The 11,734-nt window shown below is 71.4% G+C and carries 14 protein-coding genes; 7 read left to right on the top strand and 7 right to left on the bottom strand.

Annotated features, from left to right (window positions below; translation table 11 throughout):
* Positions 1 to 135 precede the first annotated feature (135 nt).
* Positions 136 to 669 carry an AAA family ATPase gene (locus ACIQMU_RS22715; RefSeq protein WP_402689590.1) on the top strand — a complete coding sequence of 178 codons (534 nt, stop codon included), beginning with the start codon at positions 136 to 138 and terminating at the stop codon, positions 667 to 669.
* A gap of 129 nt (positions 670 to 798) precedes the next feature.
* Here ACIQMU_RS22715 and ACIQMU_RS22710 read toward each other — a convergent pair whose 3' ends face one another.
* Positions 799 to 1,128 carry an antibiotic biosynthesis monooxygenase gene (locus ACIQMU_RS22710; RefSeq protein ID WP_352242541.1) on the bottom strand — a complete coding sequence of 110 codons (330 nt, stop codon included), beginning with the start codon at positions 1,126 to 1,128 and terminating at the stop codon, positions 799 to 801.
* 105 nt (positions 1,129 to 1,233) lie between these two features.
* Positions 1,234 to 2,142, bottom strand: a complete 909-nt coding sequence (locus tag ACIQMU_RS22705; RefSeq protein WP_402689589.1) for an NAD-dependent protein deacetylase — start codon at positions 2,140 to 2,142, stop codon at positions 1,234 to 1,236.
* Between the two features lie 282 nt (positions 2,143 to 2,424).
* On the opposite strand from ACIQMU_RS22705, the gene ACIQMU_RS22700 reads away from it, so the two are divergent.
* Positions 2,425 to 3,003: a snapalysin family zinc-dependent metalloprotease gene (locus ACIQMU_RS22700; RefSeq protein ID WP_402689555.1), complete on the top strand. Its 579-nt coding sequence runs from the start codon at positions 2,425 to 2,427 to the stop codon at positions 3,001 to 3,003.
* A 164-nt stretch (positions 3,004 to 3,167) separates the two neighbouring features.
* On the opposite strand, the gene ACIQMU_RS22695 is transcribed toward ACIQMU_RS22700, so the two are convergent.
* Together ACIQMU_RS22695 and ACIQMU_RS22690 are read right to left on the bottom strand one after the other, a co-directional pair.
* On the bottom strand, positions 3,168 to 4,352 hold the full coding sequence (locus ACIQMU_RS22695; protein WP_352242543.1) for a GDSL-type esterase/lipase family protein: 1,185 nt from the start codon (positions 4,350 to 4,352) through the stop codon (positions 3,168 to 3,170).
* Positions 4,353 to 4,397: 45 nt separating this feature from the next.
* Positions 4,398 to 4,970: a WHG domain-containing protein gene (locus ACIQMU_RS22690; RefSeq protein WP_352242544.1), complete on the bottom strand. Its 573-nt coding sequence runs from the start codon at positions 4,968 to 4,970 to the stop codon at positions 4,398 to 4,400.
* A 382-nt stretch (positions 4,971 to 5,352) separates the two neighbouring features.
* Between ACIQMU_RS22690 and ACIQMU_RS22685 the strand changes: the two genes are divergently transcribed.
* On the top strand, positions 5,353 to 6,603 hold the full coding sequence (locus tag ACIQMU_RS22685) for a cytochrome P450 (RefSeq protein WP_402689554.1): 1,251 nt from the start codon (positions 5,353 to 5,355) through the stop codon (positions 6,601 to 6,603).
* A 5-nt stretch (positions 6,604 to 6,608) separates the two neighbouring features.
* Complete coding sequence (locus ACIQMU_RS22680; protein WP_352242546.1) at positions 6,609 to 6,806, top strand: ferredoxin; 198 nt, start codon at positions 6,609 to 6,611, stop codon at positions 6,804 to 6,806.
* 284 nt (positions 6,807 to 7,090) lie between these two features.
* Here ACIQMU_RS22680 and ACIQMU_RS22675 read toward each other — a convergent pair whose 3' ends face one another.
* The 3 genes from ACIQMU_RS22675 to ACIQMU_RS22665 form a co-directional block, all read right to left on the bottom strand.
* Complete coding sequence (locus ACIQMU_RS22675; RefSeq protein WP_402689553.1) at positions 7,091 to 7,642, bottom strand: tellurite resistance TerB family protein; 552 nt, start codon at positions 7,640 to 7,642, stop codon at positions 7,091 to 7,093.
* 145 nt (positions 7,643 to 7,787) lie between these two features.
* On the bottom strand, positions 7,788 to 8,444 hold the full coding sequence (locus ACIQMU_RS22670) for a DedA family protein (RefSeq protein ID WP_352242548.1): 657 nt from the start codon (positions 8,442 to 8,444) through the stop codon (positions 7,788 to 7,790).
* Between the two features lie 328 nt (positions 8,445 to 8,772).
* Positions 8,773 to 9,114 carry a hypothetical protein gene (locus ACIQMU_RS22665; protein ID WP_352242549.1) on the bottom strand — a complete coding sequence of 114 codons (342 nt, stop codon included), beginning with the start codon at positions 9,112 to 9,114 and terminating at the stop codon, positions 8,773 to 8,775.
* 406 nt (positions 9,115 to 9,520) lie between these two features.
* On the opposite strand from ACIQMU_RS22665, the gene ACIQMU_RS22660 reads away from it, so the two are divergent.
* From ACIQMU_RS22660 to ACIQMU_RS22650, 3 genes are all read left to right on the top strand, one after another.
* The gene (locus ACIQMU_RS22660; RefSeq protein ID WP_402689552.1) at positions 9,521 to 10,090 is read left to right on the top strand and encodes a DM13 domain-containing protein; all 570 of its coding nucleotides are present in this window, start codon (positions 9,521 to 9,523) and stop codon (positions 10,088 to 10,090) included.
* A 148-nt stretch (positions 10,091 to 10,238) separates the two neighbouring features.
* Entirely contained in the window at positions 10,239 to 10,865 is a 627-nt protein-coding gene (locus ACIQMU_RS22655) for a class I SAM-dependent methyltransferase (RefSeq protein ID WP_352242608.1), read from the top strand.
* A 183-nt stretch (positions 10,866 to 11,048) separates the two neighbouring features.
* Entirely contained in the window at positions 11,049 to 11,732 is a 684-nt protein-coding gene (locus tag ACIQMU_RS22650) for a response regulator transcription factor (RefSeq protein WP_352242551.1), read from the top strand.
* Positions 11,733 to 11,734 lie beyond the last annotated feature (2 nt).

Raw genomic sequence — 11,734 nt, 5'->3', positions numbered from 1 at the left:
CGCGTGGGCGGCGGGGAATCAGCCGCCGGGAGGAGACCGCATGCCCCCAGAGAGTGACGTGATCGGACGGGGCGGGGCCGATGGACGGCGTTCAGTCCGGGACCGGCTCCGTCGGCCGATAGTGTGGCCGCCGTGATGGTGGGCACGGAAGAAACCCGGCTGATCGTCCTGCGCGGCAACAGCGCGTCGGGGAAGTCGAGCGTCGCGGCCGGACTTTGCGACAGATTCGGCCGCGGCCTGGCGGTGGTCGGTCAGGACAATCTCCGCCGCACCGTACTGCGCGAACGCGACCGGCCGGGCGCGGCGAACATCGGCCTGATCGACCTGACGGCCCGCTACGCGCTGGACGCCGGCTACCACGTGGTCGTCGAAGGCATCCTCTGCGCCCAGCACTACGGCGACATGCTCGCCCGGCTGCGCGCCGACCACCGGGGCCCGACCCACGGCTACTACCTCGACGTCCCGTTCGCCGAGACCGTGGCCCGGCATGCCACCAAGCCGATCGCCGACGAGGTCGACGAGAACCAGCTGCGCGACTGGTACCGGCACCGCGACCTGCTGCCCGCCGGCGTCGAGGCGGTGATCGGCGCCGACAGCGCGCTGGAGGCGATTCTGGACCGCGTCATGCGCGATACCGGCCTGGCCGGGCTGCCGCCGGTCGACCGCTGACGTGCCCGGCACGGCCCACGAGGAAGCGTCCCGCCCGGCCGATCCGTCCGGTCTGCCTGCCCGGCCGGGTGGTGGCGAGGCCGGACACAGGACCGGGCCCGGGCGGTGTCCGCCTCTGTGCGTGCTCGCTTACGAGCCGGTCGGCGCTGCCTGCTGCACGACCTCGAAGGACCACACGGTCGACCCGCCGGCGGCCGGCTTGGGACGCTCGCCGCTCGCCGTGTCACCGCCCTGATGGGCCGCCTTCATCGGCCCCTCCATCCATGCCTGGAAGGACGCCTCGTCACGCCAGCGCGTGTAGACGAGGTAGTCGTCCGTGCCCTCCACGGGCCGGAGCAGCTCGAACCACTCGAATCCGTCGGAGCCCTCCACGGCATGGGCCCGGGAAGCGAAGCGCTTCTCCAGCGTCTCGCGTTGCTCCTGGGGGACGGTCAGCACATTGATCTTGACTACGCTCATGGGTCCATCCTGCCGTACGGCGTCCGGACCGTGCCGCTCCAGGGTCGCGGGGCGGAGCGGGAGACGAGCGCACGCACCGTCGTGCGCGGAGCGCGCCGCCCTCCGTCACCTCACCTCGTCCGGGCCTCGTGTCGCGTCGTCGAGCGGAACGCCCAGCCGGCCGGCCACGGTGGCCAGGGCCGGTCCCAGCGGGAGGGCGATGCGGGTGAGGGCGTGCCGGTCGCCCCGGGTCGGGTCCCGGTTGACGATCAGCACCGGCGTTCCGGCCCGAGCGGCCTGCCGGACGAGCCGGAGGCCGGACATCACCGTCAGCGAGGAGCCCAGGACCAGCAGGGTGGTCGCCTCTCGGACCAGTTCGCGGCAGTGCTCGACCCGCTGCGGGGGCACGGCCTCACCGAAGAACACCACGTCCGGTTTGAGGACGCCCCCGCAGACGGCGCAGGGCGCCACGTGGAAGTCTCCGACCTGCTCGTCCGTGAGGTCGGCGTCACCGTCCGGGTTCATCGAGGCGGCCACCGGCGCGAAACCCTCGTTGGCCTCCTCCAGCCGGCGGGCGAGCTCGCGGCGCGGGCTGACGTCACCGCAGGAGAGGCAGACGACCCGGTCCAGGCGTCCATGGAGGTCCACGACGCCTTCGCTGCCGGCGGCCTGGTGCAGACCGTCGACGTTCTGGGTGATCAGCCCCGAGAGGAGGCCCCGCCGCCCGAACGCGGCCACCGCCCGGTGCCCGGCGTTGGGGCGGGCGTGTCCGAACGTCCGCCAGCCGAGATGGCTGCGCGCCCAGTACCGGCGACGGGCTCCCGCGTCGGCCGTGAAGTCCTGGTAGGTCATCGGGGTGTGGCGGCTCAGGCTTCCGCCTTCGCCCCGGTAGTCGGGGATGCCCGACTCCGTGGAGATGCCCGCCCCGCTGAGGACCAGCACGCCACCACGGCTCAGCGCGTCGGCGACCGGTGCCGGATCGGTGGTGCCCGGCAACGCTTCCTCGGTGGAGATCCAGCTCAGGGTGGGTCGCATGCGCATGTCCCCAGCGTACGGAAGAGAGCTTCGGTGCGGATGGCGCCGGGCGGCCGGGGGGCCGCGCGTGCCGCACGGGGAGGGGCTGCCGTCCGGAGCGGGCGGGGTGCTTTTCCGGCCTACTTTCATGGCAGGGGCATGACCAAGGGTTCATCGCGGCATAGGTTCTGCGGCCCCGGAGGACTGGCAACCCAGGTTCGCGTCCCAGGGGTTCGCAACGTTCGTCCTCGCCTCCCCGGCTCCACGCGGAGCCGGTCCCCCCCATGAGTGAAAGGGACAGCCATGCTGAATTCCCGATGGTTCAAGGCGGCCGGTGCCGCCGCGGCGATCACCCTGGCCGCGACCACGGCGGCGCAGGCCGCACCCGCGCCCGACCCGGCGGCGGAGGGCGTGACGGCGGCCGTGACGCTCCGGTACGACGACAGCAGGGCAGGCGGCTGGGAGGCGGCGATCACCGCAGGGGTCGCCTCGTGGAACGCGAACGTGGACAACGTCAAGCTGGTCGAGGCGGCGCCCGGTACGCGTGCCGAGATACGGATCGTGGCCACCAGCGGCTGGCCTCAGGCCACACTCGGTCCGGTCCGGCCCGGCGGCCAGGTCCGCGTGGAGCTGGGCAGCCAGGCGGTCGCCCAGGGCCACGACAAGACCCGTATCGCCGCTCACGAGCTCGGCCACAGTCTCGGCCTGCCGGACACCAAGCCAGGCCCCTGCTCCCAGCTGATGTCGGGGTCCAGCGCCGGTACCAGCTGTGGCAACGCGGTTCCGAACGCGGCCGAGCGGTTCCGTGTCGAGGCCGCCTACGCCGGCGGTCTCGCCCCGCGCGTCCCGGCCGACGGGCGCGTCCTGGTGGACGCCCCGTAGCCGGTCCTACGGCGGCACGGAGGCGCCGGCTCTTTCCCTGAGCCGACGCTCAGCGCCCCCGCTCCCGGCTGCCGTAGCCGGGAGTGGGGCCGGCTGGCGGACGGGGGAGCGTACGGGGCTCACCGCTTCACCGGCGCCGTGCGCGCGCCGGGTCCCCGCCGGCTTCAGCGGTTCTTCGGCGTGAACGGCCCCCCGTGGCCGAAGGCGAGACCGGCGAAGCGTTCGGCGATGCGCCGGTGGGTGGCGGGGTCCGGGTGCAGATCGTCCGGCAGGGGGAGTTCGGCGTGGTCGCTCTCGTTGTAGAGGTCGAGGCCGTCGAGGTAGTGCAGGTGAGGGTCGGCGGCGGCGCGTTGTGCGACGAGCCGGGCCAGCTCGTCGCGGATGACGGTGAGGGTCAGCTTCCCCGCGGCGCTCTCCGCGGGGTCGCCCATGGCCATGAACCGCAGCCGCCCCTCACTCATCTCGCGGTAGTCCGGAGCGCTGGGACCCGGCGTGGTCTCGTGGATGGGGCAATGGATCGGTGAGAGCACCAGCAGCGGTGCGGTGGGATGGCCCTCGCGGATGGTGTCGAGGAAGCCGTGGACGGCCGGGCCGAACGCGCGCAGCCGCATCAGGTCGGTGTTGACCAGGTTGATGCCGATCTTGACGCTGATCAGATCGGCGGGGGTGTCGCGCATCGCGCGGGCGGTGAAGGGGTCCAGCAGGGCGCCGCCGCCGAACCCCAGGTTGATCAGTTCGGCCCCGCCGAGTGCCGCGGCCACCGCGGGCCAGGTGCCGGCCGGGGTGGTGGCGTTGGAGCCGTGACTGATGGAACTGCCGTGGTGCAGCCAGACCGGCCGGCCACTCGGCCGGGGGCTCTGGAGGGGTGCGTCGGTGCGCAGGGCGACCAGTCGAGTCGTTTCGTCGTGGGGCAGCCAGATCTCGACGTCCTTCTCGCCCGTCGGCAGGCCGGTGAACCGGAGCGTTTCCACGGGGCCGGGCCGGGTCTCTGTGGTCATGGAGGCCAGATCGACGATGAGCGTGTCACCGTCGGGGGCGCTGGCCCGGGCTGTCGGGCGGCCGTCCACGAGAAGTTCGTACACGCCGTCGGGCCGCGGCGGGGCTCCGGGGTAGACCCGCTTGGTCGCCACCACGTCCAGCTCGACGGCGGTGGCCCGGCTGCGGAACGCGAGCCGGACACCGGAAGGCTGCGACTCGGCCATGGCCAGCTGGTCGTCGGGGATCTGCTGTCGCGCCCGCGCGGGCAACCGGTGCGGCAGCACGCCCCGCTCGGTCTGCTCCAGGTCGAGCGCGCCCCGCAGGATGTCGGCGCTGATGGGGGTCGTCGTCCAGTCGTGCCGGGTAGTCATCTTCTCGGTCTCTTCGTTCGTCGTGTCGAGGGAGGGGTGGCCGGGTCAGGGAGCGGTCGGCCAGTTGCGCAGCAGGGAATCGAGTGCGTCGAGGATCTCCGTCCAGCTCTCCTGGGAGCCGGGGGAGCTGTGACGGAAGCCGCCGGCCGACTCCAGCTCCACGTAACCGCTGAAGAAGCTGCCCAGCAGCCGTACCGCGTGCGTCTGCTGGAGCTCGGTCAGGTCGTAGCCGCGCAGGATGGCCCGCATCATCCGGGAGTGCCGGACGCCCGCGCTCGCGGCGGCCGCGTCCGCGTCGAGCGGGAACCGGGCCGCGGTGAAGCGGCCCGGGTGCCGGAGGGCGTAGTCGCGGTAGGCGTCGGCGAAGGCGACGAGCGCGTCCCGGCCCGCTCGCCCCGCGAGAGCTGCCGACGCCTGGTCGGCCAGCTCCTCCAGGGCCAGCAGGGCGATCTTCGACTTCAGGTCGTGGGCGTTCTTGATGTGCGAGTACAGGCTCGCGGTTTTGATGTCCAGCTTCCGGGCGAGCTCCGAAGGGGTCGCATGCTCGAAGCCGACCTCGTCCGCCAGCTCGGCCCCCGCCCGCACCACCCGCTCCGCGGTGAGTCCTGCTCGTGTCATGTCACTCTCCGAACACTTCTCCTTGATTGCCTAATCGACTATAGATAAGCCTAATGGCATTAGGCATATTGCGTGGACTTTCAGGACTGGCCTTCAGCTCGGCCTGGGTCTCCCGGCAGGCATGGTTCCGGACGTCGCGGTGAGGGGTTCCGGCCGCGGAACCGGCCGGAACTCGGCCCGGGGCAGGTCCGGCGCACGCGCTGGACCTGAGTGGACGGGGAACCGTTCGGCCGTGTGCGAATGACACCGGCCAGATTTGCCGTTCCCGCGAAGTGGCCGGTCCGGGCGTCGACCCAATAGGTGCCTAGGGCATCCAATTGGGTGAGGTGCGGAGCGACCCGCTCCGCACCTCATCACCGAGCACTGCGAGGCGACCGCTCCCATGACGGAATCCACGACGGAACCGGCCCGCCAGAACCCCGCCCCCACCGGCCCCGCCGCCGGACCGACCTCGTCGACACCCTTCCCGCAGGACCGGGAATGCCCCTACCACCCGCCCACCGGGTACGCTCCGCTGCTCGCGGACCGGCCGCTGAGCCGGGTCACCCTTTTCGACGGACGTCCGGTCTGGGCCGTCACCGGGCACGCCCTGGCCCGTCGGCTGCTGGCAGACCCGCGGCTGTCCACCGACCGCACCCGCCCCGGCTTTCCCGTCCCGGCCGAGCGGTTCGCGAACGTGCGGCAAAAGCGCGTGGCGCTGCTCGGCGTCGACGATCCCGAGCACAACGCCCAGCGCAGGCTGCTCATCCCGAGCTTCTCCGTGAAGCGGATCGCCGCGATGCGCCCCCGCATCCAGGAGACGGTGGACCGCCTGCTGGACGTGATGGAGCGGCAGGGGCCGCCATCCGAGCTGGTCGCCGACTTCGCGCTTCCGGTGCCCTCGATGGTGATCTGCGCGCTCCTCGGCGTGCCGTACGCCGACCACGAGTTCTTCGAGGGCTGCTCGCGGCGGCTCCTGCGTGGCCCGGCCGCCGCCGACGTGGACGGGGCCCGGACCGAACTGGAGGACTACCTCGGCGCGTTGATCGACCGCAAGCGCGCGGAGCCGGGGGAGGGGCTGCTGGACGAGCTGATCCACCGGGACCACCCCGAGGGGCCCGTCGACCGCGAGGAGCTCATCGCGTTCGCCGTGATCCTGCTCATCGCGGGGCACGAGACGACGGCGAACATGATCTCGCTCGGTACGTTCACGCTGCTGAGGCACCCCGGGCAACTGGCGGCACTGCGGAGCGGAGGGACGACGACGACCGCGGTGGTCGAGGAGCTGCTGCGATTCCTGTCCATCGCCGACGGTCTGCAGCGGCTGGCGACCGAGGACATCGACGTGGCCGGCACGACGATCCGCGCGGGCGAGGGCGTGGTCTTCTCGACCTCGCTCATCAATCGTGACACCGAGGTGTTCGAGCATCCGGAGACACTCGACTGGGACCGGTCGGCCCGCCACCACCTGGCCTTCGGTTTCGGCGTCCACCAGTGCCTGGGCCAGAACCTGGCCCGCGCGGAGCTGGACATCGCCCTGCGCGCGCTCTTCGGACGGCTGCCCACCCTCAGGCTCGCCGTGCCCGAGCACGAGATCGAGCACAAACCGGGTGACACGATCCAGGGGCTGATCGAACTCCCCGTGGCCTGGTGAGGGGCATGGACATCCGGGTCGACAAGGAACGCTGTGTGGGGGCCGGTATGTGCGCGCTGACCGCGCCGGACGTGTTCACGCAGGACGACGACGGGTTCAGCGAGCTGCTCCCCGGCCGTCCGACCGAGGCCGGGGACCACTCCTTGGTGCGGGAAGCCGTACGCGCCTGCCCGGTGGGGGCGGTGTCCTTGGCTGACCGCTGACCGCTGACCGCTGACCGCTGACCGTCGACGGCTGACGGGCAAGGCTTGGCGTTGCCCGGCGGGGCGGCAGGGGCCGTGCCCCGCCGGTTCTGACGCCAGCGGCGCGGGCCGGCCCCGAGCGCGGGCCCGCCCCGAGCGCGAGTCGGCCCGGCCGGCTCCGCGGCTGCTCGCCGAGCCGGCCGGCCCGCTCCCGCGGCTGCCCCTCCGCCGTCAGCCTTCGAGGGCCGGCGGATGACGTCGCGGCCTAGAACCGCTAGCGGAGCCCAGGCCGGCGGACGGCCCGCTCAGAGGCCGAACTCCTGCGGGGACACCCCGAGCGCGACGCACGCCTCCCGCAGCACCTGCGCCTCCGCCGGGGCGATGTACCCGTCCGCGCCCGCGATCACGAAGCCGGTCTGGACGACCGCCTTGGCCTCCACGGGCTTCTTCGCGGCCTTGGCGATCTCCTGCATGGCCTCGGCCCTGCCCTGCTGCACATTGAAGATCAACTGGTCGACATGCTTGTTGAACCTCTGCCGCAGCTGCTCGGGCGGGAAGTTCTGCAGGACGTCGTTCTGCAGGATCAGCGTCTCCACGTGCTGGCGCTCAGCGGGATCGACCGTGCCGTCGGCGGCCGCGACCAGAGCGCACATCGCCATACTGGCGTCCCGGTAGGCTCCGCTCTTGAGCTCCGTCTTGAGCGAGCCGAGCTGCGACTTGAGCAGTCCGACCAGCTTCTCCTTCGAGCCCCCCGCGGCTCCTTGCCCCGCCTGCCGCTGACCGCCGGGGCCCCTCGCTCCCTGAGACTGCTGCTGCAGCCCCTTGGCCTGGTCCTTGATGCGGTCCCACATAGCCATCCGTGCCACCTTGTCGATCGGATCGATGGTCCGCGCGAAGCGCGGGCCGATTACAACCTTCCTCGTGCGCACTCCATGGGCGGCTGTCGCCCGGTGACCGGTGAGCCGCCCGCGGCCGAGGGCTCCAGGAGGCTCACCGAACAGGTCACACGGGGTCCTTCTGCCGCTCGCCCCGGCGCGCACGCACCCTGCGGGCGATCGTCACGACCAGAGCCGCGACCACCAGAACCAGCACGGCCTTGGAGAGCACACCGACGTAACGCTCCACCAGATGCCACTGATCCCCCAAGAGGTATCCGGCCATGACGAGGATCGAGTTCCAGATGCAGCTGCCCAGAGCGGTGAGGAGGACGAAGGTCGGCATGGGCATCCGCTCGACGCCTGCCGGGACGCTGACCAGGCTGCGAAAGATCGGGATCATCCGCCCGAAGAAGACGGCCTTCATGCCGTGCTTGAGGAACCACTGTTCGGTTTTCCTCAGGTCGGACACCTTCACCAGGGGAAGCCGCTCCCACAGGGCGTACATGCGGTCCCGGCCGAAGAGAGCGCCGATCCGGTAGAGGGCCACAGCTCCCACCACCGACCCCAGCGTCGTCCAGAACAGGGCGGAGAACAGGCTGATCACACCCTGCCCCGCAGCGAAGCCCGTCAGCGGAAGAATGACTTCGCTCGGCAACGGGGGGAAGAGGTTCTCCAAGGCGATCGCCAGCCCGGCCCCGGGGCCGCCCATGGTTTCGACGAGGCCGGTCGCCCATCCGGCGATGCCGCCCGCCGGCTCCGAGGCGAGGGGGAAATGTTGCATGTGCGTCTGCTCCAGGACTGCGTCGGGGCCGAGCCGGGGTGTGGACGAACTCGGCGTTGTTTTTCAAGGACAGAGATGCTTGACGGAAATGCCACGGAATGCGCTCGGAAATCCAGAGAGGCCGAGTCGCGTTTCGGTCGAATCGTGGCGGATTCCTGCGGGAACACGGAAATGACGGCACCCGTACGCACGAGCGGACGGTCAGCGCCTGGGCATCAGGGGCCGTTCACCGTTCGGTGCGCAGCGCGCCCGGCCGAAGGGCGTGTCGCCGAACGACGTCGGCCGGCCCGGCCCCCGTCGGACTGCCGCGGGAAGACCGGAGGTTCGCTCAGCAGCGAAGGATCAGGAACCGGGCCGGGCTTCGCGAGCCCGCGTGCGACGCATGCTGCCGGGCGACGTCCGCCGCACAGTCGTGAAGATCCGGCGATGACGACGGAATGCCCGCCTGAACGGGAGGCAGGGCCGTCATGCTTCCCGCCTTGTGACGCTGCTGGAGGGTGACGTCACCGTCCACGCCCTCCAGCGGCGTATCCAGCCCCGACCCGTCGAATACGGAGGCGGCGTGCGAAGGCGCAGCCGTGTCGAGGGTCTGCAGAGTCTGAGCGGGGGTGCCGAGGGCGAACGCGGAAGCGATCAGGAGCACGGCGATACCGGTGTAGAAGACCAGCATCTCCTTGCAGCGCATTCCTACGCTCCCTGTCCCGGTTGTCTCGGCCGAAGAACGAAGTGCCAAAGCCGCTCGGCGGATTGTCGCCGCAGGGCTGCACTCTAACAGCCCCGGCCGAAGCGGATCTGAAGCTCACTTCACCGTACGGCCCGCCTGTTGCGCGCCCTGCTTTCGACCGGGACGTCCGCCGGGCCGTGGACAGACCCTCCCGGCTCAGATGCGAGGACCAAGATCTTGTCCAGCGGCCAGCGGCGGCCAGCGGCCAGCGGCCCGGCCGACGACGTGACCGCCGTAAGACTTCCGTCACCCGGGAACGATGGTCACCGGCGCGGCCGGCGGCTTGAATGGATCTTCCCGAGCCGGCCGAGTCCGGTCGAGCAGGCTCACCCGAGGACGAGGGGGATGCGCGATGGGACGCGTACGCAGGAAATCGACCCGACCGGTTGCCGCGGGACTGCTGCTGGCGGCCGTGGTGCTGACAGGTGGGGGGCTCTACTGGTTCCAGCCGTGGACGCTGTGGCAGGACGAGACCGTCCAGGAGGCGTTGCCGGGGCCGACCGCCCTGCCCGCGGGCGGCTCGGACAGTCGGCCGACGCCGTCGCGGACCCCTGCGGCCCCCGAGCAGGTGACCGTGGCCTCGGGGAAGTTGATCAGCCATGAGCACGCCACGTCCGGCACGGTGAGGCTGCTCCGGCTCGCCGACGGCTCACACGTCGTACGGCTGGAGGGCCTGGACACCAGCAACGGTCCCGACCTGCGGGTGTGGCTGACCGACGCCCCGGTGAAGGAGGGGCGAGCCGGCTGGCATGTCTTCGACGACGGCGTGCATGAGAGCCTCGGCAAGCTCAAGGGCAACAAGGGGGACCAGAACTATCGCCTGCCCCCGCATGTCGATCCTGCCCGCTTCACGAGTCTGGCCATCTGGTGTGACCGGTTCGACGTCTCCTTCGGAGCGGCCGCGTTGACCCGCCCGGCCTGAGGGTTGTCCCGCCGGGAGTGGAGACGATCCTCAGCGAGCGCTTTTCCCGGCCTGCCTCAGCCCTCGGGGCACCCGAACCGCGATGCGCGCGCCGGATTCGTTTATGCTCCCGCTGGGGGGGGGAGGCCGACCGGAGGGCATGCAGAACATGACTGGGCAACGCGACCGTTGGGCAGAGCTGACCGGCGGCCAGGCCGGGGAGGAGTACGCCCGGCGATTCGCACGGCTCGCCGAATCGGGCCACGACATCCACGGCGAGGCCGCCTTCTGCGCCGCCTTGCTGGAGCCTGCCGCCCGGGTGCTCGACGCGGGCTGCGGCACCGGCCGGATCGCGATCCGGCTTGCCGAACTGGGCCACCACTGCACCGGTGTGGACGTCGACTCCTCCATGCTCGCCGTCGCACGCCGCGAGGCGCCCGCCCAGGACTGGCTCCTCGGCGACCTGGCCCGGCTGGACGCCCTCGGCCTGGATACGGACTTCGACCTGGTGCTCGCCGCCGGAAACGTCATCCCCCTGCTGGCCCCCGGCACCGGAGCGACCGTCGTCGCTCAACTGGCCGCCGTGCTGCGCCCCGGCGGTCTGCTCATCACGGGCATGGGACTGGACGCGGCACACCTCCCACTGACGGAAGCGCCGGTGACTCTCAGCGAGTTCGACCACTGGTGCACCCGGGCCGGACTGGTCCTGCGGCAGCGCTGCGCGACCTGGAACGGCGACCCCTTCGTCGACGGCGGCGGCTACGCCGTCAGTGTGCACACCCGTCCCGCCACGTGAACCGGGCGTGCTGCCCGGCGAGGACCCGGACCCCGCCGGGCCGTCCGGTGCTGCCGCGACCGTGACGGGAGCGGACCTGCCCCGGGACCCGCTCGGCCGGAACCTGCCCCCACCGGAGCCACCGGGGCCGCACGTGCCGCAGGGGACCGCATCCTTCCGCCCCCAGCACCTGGAGAAACCGGTATGCCACGCCTCGTCCTCGTCGAAGACGACCCGTCGGTACGCGAAGGCGTCGAGATGGGGCTGCGGCGCCGCGGGCACGACGTCCTCGCCACCGCGACCGGCGAGGCCGGCCTGGAGGCACTGGACGCGTTCCGCCCCGACCTCCTGCTGCTCGATCTGATGCTGCCCGTGATGGACGGCGTCGAAGTGTGCCGCCGGGTACGCCGGACGAGCCAGTTGCCGATCATCATGCTCACCGCGCGCGGCGACGACGTGGACATCGTCGTCGGCCTGGAGGCGGGTGCGGACGACTACGTCGTCAAGCCGGCCCGTACCGAGGTCATCGAAGCCCGGGTACGCGCGGTGCTGCGCCGTATCGAAGCCCCGGCGGGTGCGCGGCCCGCCGTCGAGTACCACGGCGAACTCGATGTCGACCGTGCCGGTCACACCGTCCTCAAATCAGGCGAACCGGTCCCCCTCGCGCCGTCCGAGCTGAAGCTGTTGCTGTTCCTGTCCGCGGCTCCGGGCCGGGTCTTCAGCCGGCAGCGGCTCCTGGAAGAGGTCTGGGACCACGGCTACCACAGCGATGTACGCCTGGTGGACGCCTGCGTGCGCCGGCTGCGCCTCAAGATCGAGGACGGCTCCGACAGCCCTCGTTACATTCAGACCCTCCGGGGATTCGGCTACCGCTTCGGCCCGCTGTGAGG

Source organism: Streptomyces sp. NPDC091649 (genome assembly GCF_044756785.1).
Lineage (GTDB): Bacteria > Actinomycetota > Actinomycetes > Streptomycetales > Streptomycetaceae > Streptomyces.
The sequence above is the reverse complement of the archived record's forward strand: the minus strand, read 5'-3'. Positions and strand labels throughout refer to the sequence as shown.